The organism is Anaerosalibacter sp. Marseille-P3206 (assembly GCF_900155565.1).
Lineage (GTDB): Bacteria > Bacillota > Clostridia > Tissierellales > Sporanaerobacteraceae > FUHM01.
On sequence record NZ_FUHM01000002.1, the window covers coordinates 2,044,405 to 2,062,885 of the forward strand.

The following is an 18,481-nucleotide window of genomic DNA, read 5'->3' on the forward strand; positions in this document are numbered from 1 at the left end:
CTTTTAAAGAGGATAGAAGCTACTAGATTATTGATTTTCCTGACAAAACGTTGGAACTTTATAATAAGTTAAGAGTGGAAGGTTATTGATACATTTCTTGATAAATATGAGAGATCCACTAAAGAATGATCCTCTAGATGAATTTAAAATAATATTAATGACTTAGATTATGTTATTATGATTTGTTTGAAATAGTACCAAGTTCTACACTTCCTTAATATTGAGCACCTTTTGAAAACTGCAAAATAATTAACTACCTCTTGCCATATAGAAGGATTTTGGAGATTAATATAGAATATTATATAAAGTGGTTTATTAATAGAGTGATAAGGAGGTAATTCCAATGAAATTTGATGTTATACAGTCAATGTGAAGCTCAAGAACCCTCAGAATATCATATCAGCAGGAAGCAGTAGATGGTTTAAACAGTTATGCTGACGTACAAAAGCCTGGATCTCTGCAGAGTGGACTTCTAGTAATGCCAGCAGGGGAACGTGTCATAATAGTGATGGGTGCAGTTAATGTTATGAAACCAAGGGTTTCAGGAACTTTAAATAAATATATTTTGTGTATTGCTTAGAGTAATTAAAGTTGATTGCTGTAAGCAATGTATGAGAGGGGGCAAGAATATTAGTTCTTTAATAGTTGACAATTAGTTAGTATAATTACATTTAAAATAATAATAATAATTACGTATATGTAGTATTAAGCGAACTTAATTGAAATTAAAGGAGTGAACTCATATGATTAATGTTTTACCTTCACTTTTTATTTCATTACCTTTATACCTAGGAATACCAGCAATAATCCTATATTTTGTAATAAAAACAGCCGTGAAAAAGGCAATAAAAGAACTAAAAGATGAAAATATATTATAATTAAAGAAGCGTGTAGTTTATAAACTGCGTCGTGGATATAGAAAAATGTGCAACAAATCTTTTGGGTTTAGTGATAATTTTAATAGTTAAAAGCTGATAACTTCTTACATAAAAGAGTAAGATTTTCAGAAGGCATAATCCCAAAAGAGTTTATAGAATAACAGGGGGAATATGGAACAAGAGATATGTTATATGAAAAGGAGGTATGATTTATGTGGGAAAATACAGAATTAACAAAAAAGAGCTTATGAACTTTTTGATGACGGGATAATAGATACCTTTGAAGTAGGAACATTTAAGGGAGTGCAACAAATTCATCATTATATATTTCAAGATGTATTTGATTGTGCAAGAAAAATAAGGACAGTTAATTTATCAAAAGGTAATTTTCGTTTTGCTCCTGTTGGATTTTTAGAATCTAACCTGGAAGTTATTGAAAAGATGCCAGGGTCCGATTTTGATAGTATTATTGAAAAATATGTAGAAATGAATGTTGCACATCCTTTTAGGGAAGGGAATGGTAGAAGCCAGTAAAATAAATATTCCATCAGAAAACTATAGGAAACAAGCAAGAAACATTGCATAATGCTGCTAAGTCCATTGAGCAGAGAATTGAAGGTTTGGGGGAAATAAAAGCTCTAGAAAACGTCAGCGCTATTCGTTTTAAACAGAGCAAGGCATTTGAACTTCATAATCCCTACCCTATTATTGGAGAAGAAGGGAATAGGAACTTTGGGGATAATGTGCTATTTAAAAAAGCCTCCTTCCAAATTCCTATCGGGGCAAATGTGGCACTAACTGGAGAAAATGGTACTGGAAAACAACTCTAATCGAAATGATATTAAACCATGAAGATGGTATATCAATATCCCCTAAGGCAGAAGTAGGCTAATTTTCCTAAAATGGGTATAAATATAACCATAATCGAAAGGTTATGGAATTTATACAGGAGGATTGTGATTACAATATTTCCAAAAACCGCTCATTACTCACTTCCATGGGAATTAAAGATGGGGATATTAACAAAAAACCATCTGTTTAAGTGGGGGCGAAATTATTAAATTAATGCTGGCCAAAAAGCTTATGGGTAGTTATAATATATTATTAATGGATGAACCAAGTAATTTTCTTGATATACCTAGCCTGGAGGCACTGGAAGTGTTAATGAAAGGGTATGCTGGAACGATAATTATTTTATTTTTAGTACTGATAAATTGTAAGTGGACCAATAAAAGGGACTATAGCTTTTGATATTAAAGGGGTGTATTAGTATGGTAGACAATGCTATTCAAATGGTAACAGAGAAATTATCTTCTTGGCCTTGCGTGAGAGGTATTATATTAGGGGTTCATGTGCAAGAGGCACCCATACAGAAGATTCTGATATAGATGTGGGAATTTATTACAATGCGTAATCATTTGACCTGATAGCGATTAATCAAATTGCTACAGAATTGAATGATGAAAGATGTGGAATTGGGAATGTAAAAGCCATTTTATAAAAGACTAGTTCAACAAATGGGACAGATTACTTAATAAATTATTAATTTTAGGAGAATGATAAATGAATGTAAAAACCTTTACTGCGATGACTGAGGCAGGCTTAGACAGAAAAGTAAATAATCTTTTAAATGGTAATTCTTTTGATGTCGTAGATATAAAGTATTCATCCTCAATTTTTTATATGTGGTAATGGTTATATACAGACAATCAAATAAAGAATAATAACTAAGCAATCAGGCGCAGTTGTGGAATTAGAGCTGCACATCAAACGGAGTGGATTGTGGTATTATAATTTGTTGTCTTGGGTGAATTTAAAGTAATCGAAATTGATTATCTGAAAGGAAGTGTAGAGTATATGAATCCAACTAGTTTAACGTTTGGAGTTTACCCATTAGGTGCGGTAGGTACACCTTCTGGGTTGGCTAAAGGACCTATTGATGATTTTGATAAGATTCAACTAGCTTTAAAGGATTTACAAGGGGATGCAAAAAGGGTAATTCCGAGAATGTACATTGTTTATACGAAAGAATGGGAATCTGAAATGTTATCCAATATAGCATTTTTTCGCGATGATAGTTTATTGGGAGACTTGTGTATAGTATTAGGTGATTGGACAAAGAAACAAGGGTCGGATATAGAACTTGATCATTGGCTTAATTTTATTAAAAAAGTAATAAACGATTTTGGCTCACATTTGGGCTCCCTTCAAATTACCAACGAACCTAATTTACCGTTTATGGAGGGGTCGAATCCGCATATTATTCAAGCATTGGTAGAAGGAGTGGTTGTAGCGAAAAAGCAAGCCCAAAAGCTTAAACTCCCAATTAATATTGGATTTGGTTCGGTACCAAGCGGTGATGCATCAGTTCCATACTTTTGGGAGAATCTCACTAAAGAAGGAAATGATAAATTTGTTAAATATGTTGATTTTATTGGACATAATTTTTATGTAGACGTGTTTGGTGAGCAAACTCTCGCTTTACAGGAAGTGCCTTCTGTCGTGGAACATACACTTCGTAGTTTAAGGGAAGTGGATCTCGTTAAGGCTGGTATACCAAATTCAGTTCCTATACGAATTACTGAAAACGGGTGGTCTACTGGGAAAAAGTCTATTTCTGATTTAGATAGGTCTTATGAACATCAATCAAAGGTACTCGAAACAGTGATACGTACAGTCTACAGTTTACGAAGTGAACTTAACATTTCACATTTCGAACTTTTCGGACTCCGGGATGCTAATAGTTCCATAGATGATCTATTCCATCAATTTGGGGTTATGCGAGATGATTACTCACCGAAACCAGCATACTACACATTCAAGCGATTAATACGGGAATTAGGGTAATTTAATGGAGTGAAGATATATGTACGGTAAAACAATAAAAAACAACAAGTTTTTCTTGTCCTTGACAATGGTCATTGTTTTAATTACCTCCATTGTAACAATTTTTCAATTTTTTCAACCTGAAGTATTGAACATACTTCGTCGTGACCCCGAAAGATTGGCATCTGGAGAGTGGTGGAGGATTATAACACCCTTACTTGTCCATTCCGATGGTTGGGGACAGTACATTTTCAATATAGTGTGTATTATAGTAATCGGGATTGAAGTTGAACGATTATATGGAAAAATTGATTTTCTTTTTCTTTATTTAGCGGGAGGTTTGATTGGCGAGATTGCAGGCTATGCATGGGAACCATATGGCGCTGGAGCATCAGTAGGTCTTTGTGGCCTATTAGGTGGATTATATATTATTACATTGATAAGTAGGAAAAAGGTAGCAAATCCACTTTCTCTCTTGTTAAGTCTTTATATTGTTGTTGGTCTTGTCAGTTTTGCAAGTGGAAGAATCTATGTATCAATAGGACTCTTCATTATGGTTGGGGTTCTTACAGGAATTATCATGAAAAGGAAAAATCCAGAAAAATTATTAGGCACCCTATCTAGTATAGGTGGTTTCATTGGTGTGATAACTCTGTTGGTGTTTCATGATATACATGGAGCAGCAATTCTGGGTGGATCTCTCACTGCCGTTATTCTCTTTTCCCTACAAAGGTGGTCGTGACTTAGCAACTTGAATACATACGTAAGATTCTACCAGTTTATGTTAATTGTTCAATAATAATTTAATTTAACAAAAGGGCGCGATTGTTGAAAAAAGGGATAGCATTTGCTACTCCTTTTTATTTGTGTGCCCAACATGGGCAACAACTTGATGGTAAAAGCTATTTGGTAGGAACCTTTAGCTAAAAGTAAATTTATCCACAGCGACATGGAATCTGAAGGAAACTAGAGGCAAAATCCCGAACTGGCGAACAGAAGCCACATCAGGGTGAAATAAAGTGGATGAGTTTACATAACAAAACAAAGTCCAATACTACCCGAACCTTATACAGTAAATGTGACGGTTACTTGTGAGGAAGGCCGTTGTTCTTATCTAGGGAGGTCTTATGGATATGAGAAAACAGAGTATGCACCATGGTTGAAACAAGATTTGTCATGATCGTGGGAGATTTCTCTATATATACAAGTAAGAGTTTGAAAGATTTTATTTATGAATGTAATAAAGGAAAAAATATTTTTTTCACATCTGATGTAGAGCAGGCTATTAAGAGACTAAGTATAGAGTGATTAAAGGGGCGAGATTTAATTGATGCACATTAGGATTAGAAGACCAACTGAAGATGACAAAGACCGATTAGTTAAATTTTTTAAAATTGTAGTGGTCGATACCTTTATCAAGGAAGGTATCGAAGAAATGGTAGAAGATTTAGAGGAAGAAATTGAATCTAAGAAGCAATATTTAGAAAATGATCTAAAGAGCAATGGAGAACTTAGATGTTTCCTAATAGCAGAATATGAGGGCTGTATAGTAGGTACAATAGAATATGGACCTGCCAGTGACCTAATTAATAGTTGTACACATGGAAAATATAAGAACCTTTATGAAATAGGTACAGTTTTTGTAAGACCAGATTACCAAGGACAGGGTATAGGTAATTTACTATTGAATGCTATGATTCAAGAATTACAATGTAAAGGAATCAAAGAGTTTTGTATGGATAGTGGATATTCCAATGCACAGAAAATATGGAGAAAAAGGTTTGGTGAACCTGAATATTTCCTAGAGAATTATTGGGCAGAGGGTCAACATCATCTAATCTGGAAAATTAAGATTTGAATATATCATGTAAAGATGAATTCCTATAAAAATCTCTACGAGTTATTAGTAATATGACAAGTTAAATGCGTTAAGGGATCAAATCTTCCTTGACAAATATAATAAAAACAAATATTATAATATGTAGTATTAATTAAAGGAGTTTTATCATATGAGGCATAGTATTTTTAAATAACTATTAATAAAATAGAACAAGTACATTTTCCGTGCAAAATAATATTTGTATGGCTTATTAATTGTACTTTTATTTAGAAATATTCTCATAATAATAAATTTATATTTTTATGTATTATATAGCATTAATTAGGTTATAGATATAAAACCATGGTGTTGTATCTAATTATGTATGTTATATTTACTTTAAGCAGTTATATAAAAAATAAGTTCCCCTGTGAAGAGAGTATTTTATCACAGGGGATTTTTATATAATTATGGAGGTATAAAATGAAAATTATTAATATAGGAATCTTAGCACATGTTGATGCAGGAAAAACAACTGTTACAGAAGGTTTATTGTATAAAAGTGGTGCAATTAATAAAATAGGAAGGGTCGATAATGGTACAACAATAACAGATTCAATGGAACTGGAAAGAGATAGGGGGATAACTATACGAGCATCTACAGTTTCATTTAATTACAATGATACAAAGGTTAATATCATAGATACCCCCGGACATATGGATTTTATAGCTGAAGTCGAACGAACCCTGAGAGTGTTAGATGGAGCTGTTTTAGTAATTTCGGCGAAAGAAGGAATTCAAGTTCAAACCAAAATAATTTTTAATACTTTGGCGAAATTAAATATTCCAACACTCATATTTGTGAATAAAATAGACAGAAAGGGAGTATGTTTAGATGAAATATATACTCAGATAAAGAGGAAATTAACTCCTAATCTTGCAATAATGCAATCAGTTAAAATAAAAGATAAAGGTGATTTTGAATTGACAAATGTAAGGGATGATAAAGTAATTCAAAGTCAAATAATAGAGAAGTTACTGGATATAAATGATTATCTAGCAGAAAAATATATAAATGGCGATGTCATTACAGAAAAAGAGTATGATAATGTATTTCTGGATGAGGTAAATAGTTGCAATCTTTATCCTGTTTTGCATGGTTCTGCTTTAAAAGATATTGGGATTGATGAGTTGCTATTTGCTATTACAAACTATCTTCCTGTAAATAATGATAATATTACAGATAACCTATCTGCGTATGTTTATAAGATAGATAGGGATGAAGAATCGCGTAAGATTACTTTCTTAAGAGTATTCAGTGGGAATATAAAGACACGTCAAGAAGTTCCCATAAATGACACAGAGGAAACCTTTAAAATAAAAAGTCTGGAATCAATTATGAATGGAGAAATTGTAAAGGTAGATCAGGTTAATAGCGGGGATATTGCTATTATTTCTAATGCTAATTCTCTTAAAATAGGTGATTTTATTGGTGAGAAATATGATAGGGTTCTAGATATAAAGATAGCCCAACCAGCATTGAGGGCATCAATTAAACCTTATGATTTAAGTAAAAGAAGTAAACTGATAGGAGCGTTATTTGAATTAACTGAAGAAGATCCATTTCTAGATTGTGAAATTAACGGAGATACTGGAGAAATCATATTGAAACTATTTGGAAATATTCAAATGGAAATAATAGAATCACTACTTAAAAACAGATACAAAATAGATGCTAAATTTGGTGAATTGAAAACAATATATAAAGAACGACCTAAGAGAAACTCTAAAGCAGTAATCCATATAGAGGTTCCACCAAATCCTTATTGGGCATCTATTGGACTGTCAATAGAACCACTACCAATAGGGTCAGGATTATTATATAAGACAGAGGTGTCCTATGGATATTTAAATAATTCATTTCAAAATGCAGTAAAAGATGCTGTAGAGAAGGCTTGTAAAGAAGGGCTTTATGGATGGGAAGTTACAGACTTAAAGGTAACTTTTGACTACGGATTATACTATAGCCCAGTAAGTACCCCCTCTGACTTTAGGAATTTAACACCATATGTATTTTGGGAAGCTCTTCGAAAAGCAGGAACTGAAATATTAGAACCTTATTTAAAATATACAGTTCAAGTTCCAAATGATTTCTGCGGAAGGGTTATGAGTGATCTTAGAAAGATGAGGGCTTCTATTGAAGATATAATAGCCAAGGGAGAGGAGACAACTTTAAGTGGAAAGATACCTGTTGATACATCGAAGTCCTATCAGTCAGAATTGCTTTCCTACTCAAATGGGAAAGGTATTTTTATTACTGAGCCTTATGGTTATGATATATATAATGGTGAGTCTATAACTAATGATATTAGAAATAATGATAATGATAGTAGCAAAGAAGGACTGAGATATTTATTTCAGAAACAAAGTGAAATTTGAAAGGAGCTTAAGTGCAATTATCAGTTAAATATGGATAAAACCTATATCTATAAAGGTTTTCACCATATGTACAAAAAAATGAACCATGGGATAAACATCAATACGTAAAACAAGAAATGGTGGTAGTATATAACTATGGATACTAAATAAGGTTTTATATATATGCTATAGCAGAGGATGCTTTAAGATCTTAGGAAGAGCTTATTATGTTTTTAGATGATTGGCTTAAACCAAATCGTGTAAACTACTCATTAAATCATTTAACAAAAATATTTAAAGAGGAGCTAGTTAATAATTAATATTATAACAATACATGAAATCTTTTAATAAATCTTAGTGGTTCAGATATAAAAGTCTGGGCCGTTTTTTTTATTTCCCTAGAAAGGAGGTTACCTGCATGGTAAATGACGAAGTCAATAATAAGGCTATAAATATTGAGATTAAGGTTGCAGAGTATTCAGCAAAAGCAATCTTTAAGGCAATTAAAAAGATTATGGAAGATGCAGCTGAAAAAAGCCAACCACTTGCTGACTATCTTAGTGAGAAAAGGAAGACTAATTCAAGGAGACTTAAGGATATGGTTAAAAAAGGTCAGCTTGAAAATATTGAACTACAAAAAGGTGAAGTCAAGGAACTTAAAAAACAACTTAACCGATATGGAGTAAGGTTTTCTGTAATGAAGAATAAGGAGGCAGGACTATACTCTGTATTCTTCCAGGCAAAAGATACTAAGGCTATGGATCTAGCCTTTAAAAAAGCTATAGAAAGATATGAAAAGAAAGAAAATAAGAGAAATTCAACAAGGGATATTTTAAATAAGTTTAAGGTGAAAGTGAAAAATACAGTAGTTAAAGACAAGGTGAAAGAAAAACACCAGCAACAAGAAAGATAAGGAGAGAGGCATTTAAGAGAAATTTTAGATGTCTTTTTTTATTGAGATGAGGTGAAGTGAATGGATTTTGATTATTTCTATGGGAGAGACGCTGAAAGCTTTAGGTTTATCCGCTTACCTATAGTTCTTATTGAAGATGAAACGTTTAAAAGCCTATCAATAGATGCTAAGGTGCTTTATTCCATGTATCTGTCAAGGAGTACCTTATCTTATAAGAATAACTGGGTAGATGAAAATGGAAGGGTTTATATCTACTTTACTGTTGAGGAAACAGCCGCACAACTTGCTTGTGGTATTAAAAAGGCAGTAAAACTTATTAAAGATCTTGAGAAGATTGGTCTTATTACAAAAAAGAGGGCAGGCCAGGGTAATCCTACTAAAATTTATGTCAAAGATTTTATGAGTATTTTTAGAAATGAAGAGCTTAGATCAATCAAAAGGGAAAATCAAGACTTGTCAAAAGGACAAGTCAAGAATGGTGATTTTGATAATTCAAGAGTGGCAAAAAAGGAAAGTCTAGACTTATCAAAAAGACAACCTAACTATATAGAGAATAATAAGATTGATAATAGTTATATTGATTTTAGTGAGAAGGATAAAAAAGGAACCTTCTTAAATGTAATTATTTCTAATGAAGAAGAAATGAAACTAGAAGATAAAATCCCTAATCTTAATGATTATATTGAAAGATTATCAGCCTATATGCAAAGTACAGGAAAAACCTATAAAGACCATGCTTCAACAATTATGACCTGGTATTTAAAAGATAAGAGCGAAGGAAAGCTTAGGAGGGAGGAATCTTATACGGGAGATCCCTCGGACTATGAAAGTGAATGGAACTTAAATGATTAGAGAGGTAGATAAAATGGAAGATAAAATAAAAATAATTGAAATTGATGGAGTAGGATTTTCTTTTAATGCAAATAGGGCTCATGAAAGAGATGGCCATGTTTATTGTAGACAATGTGGTGAACAAATAGATTCAGAACCCCTTGCTTGTCTTGGTAGTAAAAAAATAATATTTAGTCGAAATTGTAGATGTGATAGGGAAACAGAGGCTAAGAGAAAGGAAGAAGAAATAGCAAACCACATCAGAAGGCTTAAAGAAGAATGTTTTGCTACTAGCAGAAATCTAATAAGCTATAGTTTTGAAAAGATTATAGAGCCTGAAAGACAGGAAGTTATTATAGCAAAGAATTTTGTTAAGAACTTTAAAGAACTTGCGAAAAATAATAATGGACTTATATTTCATGGGAATGTTGGAACAGGAAAGACATATTTAGCAGCTTGTATTGCTAATAAAATTATTGAAGAATACCAGATAAGGGTGAAGATGAGAAATATCCCTCAGATAATAAATGATATTGAAAAGCGTGGCTTTGATATAGATAAAAATGAATATTACAGGCTCTTATGCAGTGTACCACTTCTCATTCTTGATGATTTTGGAATTGAAAGAAATACAGAATATATAAATGAAATGGTCTATCAGATTATCAATACCAGATATGAAGCAAAGAAACCCACTATTATTTCAACAAATATTCCCTTAGGTGTAATCATGAGTGGAAGTAATGATATTGATAAAGAAAGGATATATTCAAGAATTAGGGAGATGTGTATTCCAGTAAAAATTGCAGGAGAGGACATAAGAAGAGAAATAGGAAAATTAAAATTAAATAAAACTAGAGAGTTACTTCTAGGTGAAAGATAGGTGAAAGAGATGAATAAAATAAAAACATTTGAAAGTTTTGAATTTGGACAGGTTAGGACAATGCTTATAGATAATGAACCATGGTTTGTAGGAATGGATATAGCCCAGGCTCTAGGATACAAAAGACCAAGTGATGCGATTGCAAGTCATGTATATGAGGAAGATAAGCTGAAACGGTGTTTTACCGTATCAGGTCAAGGAAGGAATTTGATAGTAATAAATGAGTCTGGAATGTATGCACTGATTTTTGGAAGTAAACTTGAAAGTGCCATAAGATTTAAAAACTGGGTAACAAGTGAAGTTCTACCTTCAATTAGAAAGCATGGTGGATATTTTTCAGGACAGGAGGAAATGAATGATCAAGAACTTTTAGCAAGGGGCTATCTTGTAGCCTTAAGACAAATAGAAGCTAGGACAGAAGAATTAGAAGGTCTTATTCCCAAGGGAGAATTCTTTGATAAGTTTATGGATTTAGGTGACTGTATATGCCTTAGGGATACTGCAAAAGAATTAGGAGTTTCTCAAAATAGATTTATAAATATACTCATTGATAGGGGTTATCTTTATAGAAATCAAAAAGGGAAACTAAGATATTACTCAACTGCAGCTGATTACTTTAAATTAAAAGATTATATCAATAAATATAATGGACAACCCGGAGTCTATACAGTAGTTAGACCTGAGGGAAGAGCATATCTTTTCTCCTTATTTAAAGAGATGGGAGAAATCTAGAAGGAGGTGGTCTTGGATGATAATGCTTAATAAGAAAAGTTGTATAAATTGTGATGAAAGAGATTTAGTTAAACATAATGAAGAAATAAATAAGATTCTAGGGGAATTAAGAAAGCTAGATAACTATGATTGTGTAGTCCTTCATAAGTACCAGGATATAGGCCATAGAAATAAAGATTTGCAAGTTATTAATATAAATCTATGGGATATATATGAGCTGGCAGAGCTTGCTGATTTTAAAAATGGAGTAGATTTTCTTATAGATGATGAGGGATTTCTTAATCTTTCTGTATATGGACAGACCTATAAGCTGGGGGGAGAAAGCCATTTTATCCATGCTGTCTTTAAAATTATTCCCCATGATGAAGATTTGAATTTCCTTAATATATCTGAATTTATTCTTGAAGGAAAGCCTATAAGATTTTCAGACAAGCAGTTGAATAAAAAGAAGAAATCAACTATTGCACTTCTTAGTGAATATAAAGAAAAAGTTATTAATAATAACACTATAAAAAAAGATAGTCAAATAAAAGAAAAAGGTGAGGAAAGATAAGAAATCTCTGGCTTAAGGAGGTGAGGTTGTGAGCATAGTAGAAAAAATTAAAAAGGACATAAAGGATTTATTTGATGTGCAAGATGGGAAGGAATTTATTAAAAAGAACATGCCCTATCTTGCATTTTTCTATTTAGGAGATATTCTCTCTCACCATATAAATTCATATATAGGAGGTGACTTAATAGACCGTATATTCCAGGCGGTCATGGAAATAGAAACTATGACCTATATTCCAAGTTTTTATCCGAGGGACTTGCTTGTAGGTCTTGTCCTAGCTGGAATAGTGAAACTTATTTTATATAGCAAGGGTAAAAATGCAAAGAAATTTAGGCAGGGTACTGAATATGGCTCTGCAAGATGGGGTAATGCCAAGGATATTTCTCCATATATGGATGATGATTTTGGAAATAATCTTCTACTAACTGAAACAGAAAGAATTACCATGAATAGTAGACCAAAGATTCCTAAGTATGCAAGAAATAAAAATGTACTTGTAATTGGTGGGTCAGGTTCTGGAAAGACGAGATTCTTTGTAAAACCTAATTTGATGCAACTACACTCAAGTTATGTAGTAACTGATCCTAAAGGAAGTCTTCTTCATGAATGTGGCAAAATGTTAGAGGTGAATGGTTATGAAATAAAATCTCTTAATACAATTAATTTTAATAAGAGCATGAAATATAATCCCTTTGCCTACCTAAGAAGTGAAAAAGATATTCTAAAGCTGGTTCAGACAATTATAGCAAATACAAAGGGGGATGGTGAAAAGGCAGGAGAGGATTTTTGGGTAAAGGCTGAAAGACTTTATTATACAGCCCTTATAGGATATATATTTTATGAAACTCCAAAGGAGGAACAAAACTTTACAACCCTACTAGCCATGATAGATGCAAGTGAGGTTAGAGAGGAGGATGAAAACTTTAAAAATGCAATAGATTATATGTTTGAAGCCTTGGAAGAAAAGGATCCAGACCATTTTGCAGTTAAGCAATATCGCAAGTATAAACTAGCGGCAGGAAAAACTGCAAAATCTATTTTAATTTCTTGTGGTGCAAGATTAGCTCCTTTTGATATTAAGGAACTTAGAGAGCTAATGAGTGAAGATGAAATGGAACTTGATACCCTAGGAGATAGAAAAACAGCCTTATTCGTCATCATTTCAGATACAGATGATACCTTTAATTTTGTAGTATCACTTCTCTATTCTCAGATGTTTAATCTACTTTGTGATAAGGCAGATGATGTCTATGGCGGAAGACTTCCTGTTCTTGTTAGATGTCTCCTTGATGAGTTTGCAAATATTGGCCTAATCCCTAAATTTGAAAAGCTTATAGCGACAATTCGTTCTAGGGAAATAAGTGCTTGCATAGTTCTACAAGCACAATCACAACTAAAGGCCATATATAAAGATAATGCAGATACTATTATTGGTAACTGTGATACCACATTATTTTTAGGAGGAAAGGAGAATGGTACTTTAAAAGAGATTTCAGAAACCTTAGGCAAGGAAACTATTGACCTATTCAATACATCAGAAACAAGAAGTAATCAAAAGTCTTTTGGGCTTAACTATCAGAAAACTGGCAAGGAACTTATGACTAAAGATGAACTCTTTGTAATGGATGGAAGCAAGTGCATTATGCAACTAAGAGGTGTAAGACCATTTCTATCAGAGAAGTTTGATATTACCAAGCATAAAAATTATAAGCATCTTGAAGATTATGATGATAGAAACTTCTTCGATATTGAAGAATATATGAAGAAACAAGGTAAGGCCAAGCTCAATAAAGATTCTATAATAACAAGATTGTAGGTGAAGATATGAAGGTTAAGGTGAGAAGCCCTTCAAAAAAGAAAGTAACAAAGTTAATAAATTTGATTTATAGCGATTGGATAAGAAACAAGTCCAGTCGCTTTTTTTATTTCAAAAAAGAAAAGAGGAGGCTAGAATTAGAATATGGCAAATTTTAAAGAAAGAGATATGAAAAATGTAACAGCTAATCTAGTAGGAGAGGTAAAAACAGCTTCTTTTGACTGGGATGGTGAAACTATCAATGTAACAAATTTCTCCCTTGTAGAAAAGAAGAATGGGAAAAGGCACTATACAAACTGTGCAGCTTATGGTGAATGGTCAGAAGTAGCAAAGGAACTAAAGGCTGGAGATCTTGTCCATGTCTTTGGTTATATTAGGGAAAGAAGAAATAATGACAAGCTATATAAGAATTTTATAGTAAAACATATGAATAAAATTGAAAAAGAAAATAAGGAGGAAAAATAATATGGCATTTTTTACAGAAGGAATAGCAGTTTTAAAAACTTTAGTTACTGCAATTGGTGCAGGTTTAGGGGCATGGGGAGTAATTAACCTTATGGAGGGTTATGGAAATGATAACCCTGGAGCAAAATCACAAGGGATCAAGCAGCTAATGGCAGGCGGAGGTATTGTTCTTATTGGAATGAAACTTATACCTTTACTTGCAAATACACTTAATTAAGAAAGAGGTAGATAAAATATGTTTGGACTTTTCGACAAAATAACTGAATTTTTTCAGGAGATTTTCATCGGAATTATCCAAGCAAACCTTGAAGCAATGTTCTTAGATATAAATGAGAATGTAAGTCTTGTAGCTACAGAAGTCGGGAAAACACCAAGTAGCTGGAATGCAGAAGTGTTCAGCTTTGTAAAGAATATTAACGATACTGTAGTTATCCCTATAGCGGGAATTATCATAACCGCCGTCTTGTGCATAGAACTCATAAACATGGTCATGGAGAAAAATAATATGCACTCTGATACAGATACATTTGATTTCTTTAAATACATTATCAAGATGTGGATAGCAGTATGGTTTGTAAGTAATGCTTTCACTTTCTCGATGGCAGTATTTGATGTATCACAGACACTAGTAACTAAGGCGGCGGGCGTGATAAATACAAATGCATCCCTTGATGCTATGGATGTGGCCGCAATGATAGATCATCTAAAAGATGAAAGCTTATGGAATCTGATACTGATAGCAATGGATACTTCACTGGTGAAGCTTTCAATCCAGGTTGTATCAATCATAATTACCGTAATAACTTATGGAAGAATGATTGAAATTTGCTTGTATAGCTCAGTATCAGCAATTCCATTTGCAACTATGGGAAATAAAGAATGGGGTCAGATTGGAACAAATTATATCAAAGGATTATTTGCACTAGGGCTTCAGGGATTGTTTCTTATGATATGCCTTGGAATATATGCGGTACTTGTAAAAACGATTCATGTAACCACAGATATTCATGCCAGCATATTCGGAGTTCTTGGATATACGGTACTTCTTGGAATTATGATGTTAAAGAGTGGAACAATTGCAAAAAGCATAATGAATGCTCATTAAAAATATAGGAGGAATATAATTTGGAATTTAAAAAGAAAAGATTAATAATAGGTTTGGCACTTACAGGGGCAGGTCTTCTTGTTTCTGAAGTAAAAAGTAGAAAGAAATTAGGTGAGCTTACACAAAGAATTAATCATACAGAGGATTTTTTAGAAGATCTTGAAGAAAAGACATGGAGTTTAAATAGGTCTATGAAGGAAATTGCTAAGGCTCATAATAGTTTAATAAAAATGAGAATAGATGACTATGAAGACTTTGATGAAAGATTTTATGAAATTGAAGATGAAATTGCTACTATCTATAGCCACCTTGCAGAACTTGATAGACTTAAGAAAAATAAAAAAGGTGTAGGTGAAAGTTCAAAAATATTAAATATCAACCCTGATGAATTGGAAGAAAGCATAGATGAGATTGAAGAAGAATAAAAAAGCTAATGGAATAGTGAGGTGATAGAGATTGGCTTATGTTCAGATACCCAAAGATTTAACCAATGTTAAAACAAAAGTAGCTTTTAATCTGACCAAAAGGCAGCTAATAGGGTTTGGGGTGGCAGGTATTATTGGTATTCCAACATATCTAAAAACGAGAAATGTTCTTGGTAATGATCTAGCTGTCTTTTTAATGATTGTACTAACTATCCCTATTTTCTTTGTGGTCTTTTATGAGAAGGATGGGCTTTCAAGTGAGAAATACCTTAAATATATATATCTTCATGAAAGACACCAACCTAAAGTTAGGGTTAGTAAGGAGAGATTTATAGAAATGAGGAAGGAGGAGCAAAACATAAATGGGAAAAAATCAGATTCAGCAAAGAAATTTAGAAAAAAGAAAAAGACAGGAAGAAAAACTTCAAAAAAAGGAAAAAGAGCTAAAAAAAGTAGCTAAGGAAACAAGAAATATTAAGTCTAGTCAGAAGAAAAGCTCTTCATTTCTTGATTTCTTAAAGAAGGAAAAGAAAAGATATACCATAGAAGATACCATTCCCTATAAGAGGATGTATAGGAATGGTATATGTTATATCGGTGAGGGAAAGTACAATAAAGTTATAAAATATGAGGATATAAATTATCAGCTTGCACTTGAGGAAGATAGGGATCTTATCTTTAATCAATTTGCAGGCTTTTTAAATTCCTTTGATTCAACAACAGAGCTTCAACTAAGCTTTGTTAATCAGGTAGGAAGAATTAAGGAAATGGAAAATGCAATTACTATACCAGGTAAGGGGGATGGTTTTGATGAGATAAGAAAAGAATTTAGGGGAATGCTTAAGGACCAGCTTTCAAAGGGGAACAATGGTCTTAAAAAGTCAAAGTATGTTGTTGTAAGTACAAGGGCAGACACCTATGACCAAGCCAAATCTGTTCTTGAGAGGATAGAGATAGATGTCCTATCAAATTTAAAAAGTATGGGGGTAAGGGCTGAAACCTTAGTAGGTCTTGAAAGACTTAAACTACTTCACGATATGCTAAATCCTGATAAAATGTTTGATTATGATGGACAAGGACTTGAAGCTAGGGACACAAGAAAACTTATAATGCCTAGTACATTCAAGTTCATAAGTCCTAAATATATGCAGATGGGAAATTATATCTGTGCATTGAGCAATTTTCAGATTCTAGCTAGTGAACTTTCAGATAGGTTCTTATCAGAAATTCTTTCTATTGAAGATAATATGTATGTAAGTCTTCATATTCATGCTATAGACCAGGTAGATGCAATCAAGATGGTAAAAAGAAAGAATACTGATCTTCAGAAAATGATGATTGAAGAGCAGAAAAAAGCCGTAAGAGCTGGTTATGATATGGATATTATTCCATCAGACCTTAATGTTTATGGTAATGATATAAAGAATCTTTTGACTGATCTACAGTCTAGAGATGAAAGAATGTTTTATGTAACCTTTACAATTATGAATTTAAGTAAAAACAAGGAAGAACTTGATAATACAATAGCTCAGATTTCTTCAATATGTAATCGTAATAACTGTGCATTAAAAAGACTAGACCACCAACAAGAGCAAGGCTTTATATCTATCCTGCCATTAGGAGTAAATAAGATTGAAATTAAAAGGCAACTTACATCTTCATCAACTGCTGTATTCATGCCTTTTACAACTGAGGAACTATTTATGAGTTCAAATACAAGTTTATACTATGGGCTTAATGCTCTTTCCCACAACCTTATAATGGCAGATAGAAAGAAATTAAAAAACCCTAATGGACTTATTCTTGGAACACCAGGAGCTGGTAAGTCCTTTGCTGCAAAAAGGGAAATGGCCAATGCTATTTTAGTTACTGATGATGATGTAATTATTACAGATCCAGAAGGAGAATATGGAAGTCTTGTAAAGGAATTTAATGGTGAAGTAATTAAGATTTCAGCAAAGTCAAAGGATTATCTAAATCCACTTGATATCAATATGAACTATGGAGATGGAGATGCACCTTTAAAGGATAAGGCAAACTTTATAATGAGTATGCTTGAACTTGTAGTAGGTGGAAGTGGTCTAACTGCAGCTGAAAAATCTGTAATAGATAGGTGCCTTCCTAAAATATACAAGGACTACTTTGACAATCCTATACCTGAGAATATGCCTATACTTAGTGATCTGTATAATCTCCTTCAAGAGCAGGAGGAAAGTGTAGGAAGAAAACTAGCTACAGAAATGGAAATCTATGTTACAGGCTCTTTAAATGTATTCAATAATAGAAGTAATGTAGACCTTAACAAAAAACTTATATGTTTTGACATAAAGGAGCTGGGAAATCAACTTAAGAAAATAGGAATGTTAGTAATACAAGACCAGGTATGGAATAAGGTTTCTTCAAATAGGGGAGCAAATAGGGCAACAAGATACTATATTGACGAGTTTCACTTGCTTCTAAAGGACCAGCAAACTGCCCAATATTCAGTTGAAATATGGAAAAGATTTAGAAAGTGGGGTGGAGTGCCAACAGGTATAACTCAAAATGTGAAAGACCTTTTGGGAAGTGCTGAAATTGAAAATATCTTTGATAATACAGACTTTGTCCTTATGCTTAATCAAGCATCTGGAGATAGGGAAATCCTAGCCAAGAAACTTAAAATTTCTCCTTTTCAATTAAATTATGTTACAAACTCTAATGCAGGAGAGGGATTATTATTCTTTGGAAACACCATAGTTCCCTTTGTAGATAAATTCCCTAAAGATACGATTCTGTATCAGAAGATGACAACAAAGCCTGAGGAAGTGGAGTAAAAAA

At 32.8% G+C, this 18,481-nt stretch carries 19 protein-coding genes and 3 pseudogenes; all 22 read left to right on the forward strand.

Going from position 1 to position 18,481, the window contains the following annotated elements; all coding sequences use genetic code 11:
• The first annotated feature begins 743 nt into the window (after positions 1 to 743).
• The 22 genes and pseudogenes from BQ9840_RS12985 to BQ9840_RS11360 all read left to right on the forward strand — a co-directional run bounded on the left by BQ9840_RS12985 (position 744) and on the right by BQ9840_RS11360 (position 18,477).
• Entirely contained in the window at positions 744 to 878 is a 135-nt protein-coding gene (locus BQ9840_RS12985; protein ID WP_255371036.1) for a hypothetical protein, read from the forward strand.
• Positions 879 to 1,145: 267 nt separating this feature from the next.
• Positions 1,146 to 1,406, forward strand: a pseudogene (locus BQ9840_RS11265) (Fic family protein); the annotation flags it as partial.
• A 17-nt stretch (positions 1,407 to 1,423) separates the two neighbouring features.
• Positions 1,424 to 2,075 (forward strand): annotated as a pseudogene (locus tag BQ9840_RS12905) (ATP-binding cassette domain-containing protein); the annotation flags it as partial.
• A 74-nt stretch (positions 2,076 to 2,149) separates the two neighbouring features.
• Positions 2,150 to 2,289: pseudogene (locus BQ9840_RS11275) on the forward strand (nucleotidyltransferase domain-containing protein); the annotation flags it as partial.
• Positions 2,290 to 2,441: 152 nt separating this feature from the next.
• Positions 2,442 to 2,570, forward strand: coding sequence for a hypothetical protein (locus BQ9840_RS12990; protein ID WP_255371037.1), 129 nt, complete (start codon positions 2,442 to 2,444; stop codon positions 2,568 to 2,570).
• A gap of 111 nt (positions 2,571 to 2,681) precedes the next feature.
• Complete coding sequence (locus BQ9840_RS11280; protein ID WP_200804928.1) at positions 2,682 to 3,725, forward strand: hypothetical protein; 1,044 nt, start codon at positions 2,682 to 2,684, stop codon at positions 3,723 to 3,725.
• 19 nt (positions 3,726 to 3,744) lie between these two features.
• Positions 3,745 to 4,446 carry a rhomboid family intramembrane serine protease gene (locus BQ9840_RS11285; protein WP_025642384.1) on the forward strand — a complete coding sequence of 234 codons (702 nt, stop codon included), beginning with the start codon at positions 3,745 to 3,747 and terminating at the stop codon, positions 4,444 to 4,446.
• Between the two features lie 434 nt (positions 4,447 to 4,880).
• On the forward strand, positions 4,881 to 5,012 hold the full coding sequence (locus BQ9840_RS13130; RefSeq protein ID WP_369800228.1) for a DUF4180 domain-containing protein: 132 nt from the start codon (positions 4,881 to 4,883) through the stop codon (positions 5,010 to 5,012).
• Between the two features lie 22 nt (positions 5,013 to 5,034).
• Complete coding sequence (locus tag BQ9840_RS11295; protein ID WP_035143318.1) at positions 5,035 to 5,562, forward strand: GNAT family N-acetyltransferase; 528 nt, start codon at positions 5,035 to 5,037, stop codon at positions 5,560 to 5,562.
• Between the two features lie 444 nt (positions 5,563 to 6,006).
• On the forward strand, positions 6,007 to 7,962 hold the full coding sequence (gene tet, locus BQ9840_RS11300; protein ID WP_025642386.1) for a tetracycline resistance ribosomal protection protein: 1,956 nt from the start codon (positions 6,007 to 6,009) through the stop codon (positions 7,960 to 7,962).
• 397 nt (positions 7,963 to 8,359) lie between these two features.
• Complete coding sequence (locus BQ9840_RS11305) at positions 8,360 to 8,854, forward strand: PcfB family protein (protein ID WP_025642388.1); 495 nt, start codon at positions 8,360 to 8,362, stop codon at positions 8,852 to 8,854.
• A 60-nt stretch (positions 8,855 to 8,914) separates the two neighbouring features.
• Positions 8,915 to 9,706 carry a replication initiator protein A gene (locus BQ9840_RS11310; protein ID WP_025642390.1) on the forward strand — a complete coding sequence of 264 codons (792 nt, stop codon included), beginning with the start codon at positions 8,915 to 8,917 and terminating at the stop codon, positions 9,704 to 9,706.
• Positions 9,707 to 9,719: 13 nt separating this feature from the next.
• Positions 9,720 to 10,568 carry an ATP-binding protein gene (locus BQ9840_RS11315; protein ID WP_051403574.1) on the forward strand — a complete coding sequence of 283 codons (849 nt, stop codon included), beginning with the start codon at positions 9,720 to 9,722 and terminating at the stop codon, positions 10,566 to 10,568.
• A 9-nt stretch (positions 10,569 to 10,577) separates the two neighbouring features.
• Positions 10,578 to 11,300: a BRO family protein gene (locus tag BQ9840_RS11320; protein ID WP_025642393.1), complete on the forward strand. Its 723-nt coding sequence runs from the start codon at positions 10,578 to 10,580 to the stop codon at positions 11,298 to 11,300.
• A 16-nt stretch (positions 11,301 to 11,316) separates the two neighbouring features.
• Complete coding sequence (locus BQ9840_RS11325) at positions 11,317 to 11,853, forward strand: hypothetical protein (RefSeq protein ID WP_025642395.1); 537 nt, start codon at positions 11,317 to 11,319, stop codon at positions 11,851 to 11,853.
• 34 nt (positions 11,854 to 11,887) lie between these two features.
• Complete coding sequence (locus BQ9840_RS11330) at positions 11,888 to 13,669, forward strand: VirD4-like conjugal transfer protein, CD1115 family (protein WP_077370168.1); 1,782 nt, start codon at positions 11,888 to 11,890, stop codon at positions 13,667 to 13,669.
• Positions 13,670 to 13,813: 144 nt separating this feature from the next.
• Positions 13,814 to 14,134 carry a single-stranded DNA-binding protein gene (locus BQ9840_RS11335; RefSeq protein ID WP_025642399.1) on the forward strand — a complete coding sequence of 107 codons (321 nt, stop codon included), beginning with the start codon at positions 13,814 to 13,816 and terminating at the stop codon, positions 14,132 to 14,134.
• A gap of 1 nt (position 14,135) precedes the next feature.
• Positions 14,136 to 14,351, forward strand: a complete 216-nt coding sequence (locus BQ9840_RS11340; RefSeq protein ID WP_018579567.1) for a Maff2 family mobile element protein — start codon at positions 14,136 to 14,138, stop codon at positions 14,349 to 14,351.
• A gap of 18 nt (positions 14,352 to 14,369) precedes the next feature.
• Positions 14,370 to 15,239, forward strand: coding sequence for a VirB6/TrbL-like conjugal transfer protein, CD1112 family (locus BQ9840_RS11345; protein WP_025642403.1), 870 nt, complete (start codon positions 14,370 to 14,372; stop codon positions 15,237 to 15,239).
• A gap of 20 nt (positions 15,240 to 15,259) precedes the next feature.
• Positions 15,260 to 15,664: a hypothetical protein gene (locus tag BQ9840_RS11350; RefSeq protein ID WP_025642405.1), complete on the forward strand. Its 405-nt coding sequence runs from the start codon at positions 15,260 to 15,262 to the stop codon at positions 15,662 to 15,664.
• A 31-nt stretch (positions 15,665 to 15,695) separates the two neighbouring features.
• Positions 15,696 to 16,124, forward strand: a complete 429-nt coding sequence (locus tag BQ9840_RS11355; protein ID WP_071138473.1) for a PrgI family protein — start codon at positions 15,696 to 15,698, stop codon at positions 16,122 to 16,124.
• A complete protein-coding gene (locus tag BQ9840_RS11360) occupies positions 16,027 to 18,477 on the forward strand; it encodes a VirB4-like conjugal transfer ATPase, CD1110 family (protein ID WP_077369882.1) in 2,451 nt (816 codons plus the stop codon). Before BQ9840_RS11355 ends, BQ9840_RS11360 begins: the two co-directional genes overlap by 98 nt.
• Positions 18,478 to 18,481 lie beyond the last annotated feature (4 nt).

Bases quoted from the DNA above. Each gene is read 5' to 3' on its own strand.
- BQ9840_RS12985 (WP_255371036.1), top strand. From the start codon at position 744: ATGATTAATGTTTTACCTTCACTTTTTATTTCATTACCTTTATACCTA.
- BQ9840_RS12990 (WP_255371037.1), top strand. From the start codon at position 2,442: ATGAATGTAAAAACCTTTACTGCGATGACTGAGGCAGGCTTAGACAGA.
- BQ9840_RS11285 (WP_025642384.1), top strand. From the start codon at position 3,745: ATGTACGGTAAAACAATAAAAAACAACAAGTTTTTCTTGTCCTTGACA.
- BQ9840_RS13130 (WP_369800228.1), top strand. From the start codon at position 4,881: ATGATCGTGGGAGATTTCTCTATATATACAAGTAAGAGTTTGAAAGAT.
- BQ9840_RS11295 (WP_035143318.1), top strand. From the start codon at position 5,035: ATGCACATTAGGATTAGAAGACCAACTGAAGATGACAAAGACCGATTA.
- tet (WP_025642386.1), top strand. From the start codon at position 6,007: ATGAAAATTATTAATATAGGAATCTTAGCACATGTTGATGCAGGAAAA.
- BQ9840_RS11305 (WP_025642388.1), top strand. From the start codon at position 8,360: ATGGTAAATGACGAAGTCAATAATAAGGCTATAAATATTGAGATTAAG.
- BQ9840_RS11310 (WP_025642390.1), top strand. From the start codon at position 8,915: ATGGATTTTGATTATTTCTATGGGAGAGACGCTGAAAGCTTTAGGTTT.
- BQ9840_RS11315 (WP_051403574.1), top strand. From the start codon at position 9,720: ATGGAAGATAAAATAAAAATAATTGAAATTGATGGAGTAGGATTTTCT.
- BQ9840_RS11320 (WP_025642393.1), top strand. From the start codon at position 10,578: ATGAATAAAATAAAAACATTTGAAAGTTTTGAATTTGGACAGGTTAGG.
- BQ9840_RS11325 (WP_025642395.1), top strand. From the start codon at position 11,317: ATGATAATGCTTAATAAGAAAAGTTGTATAAATTGTGATGAAAGAGAT.
- BQ9840_RS11335 (WP_025642399.1), top strand. From the start codon at position 13,814: ATGGCAAATTTTAAAGAAAGAGATATGAAAAATGTAACAGCTAATCTA.
- BQ9840_RS11340 (WP_018579567.1), top strand. From the start codon at position 14,136: ATGGCATTTTTTACAGAAGGAATAGCAGTTTTAAAAACTTTAGTTACT.
- BQ9840_RS11345 (WP_025642403.1), top strand. From the start codon at position 14,370: ATGTTTGGACTTTTCGACAAAATAACTGAATTTTTTCAGGAGATTTTC.
- BQ9840_RS11360 (WP_077369882.1), top strand. From the start codon at position 16,027: ATGGGAAAAAATCAGATTCAGCAAAGAAATTTAGAAAAAAGAAAAAGA.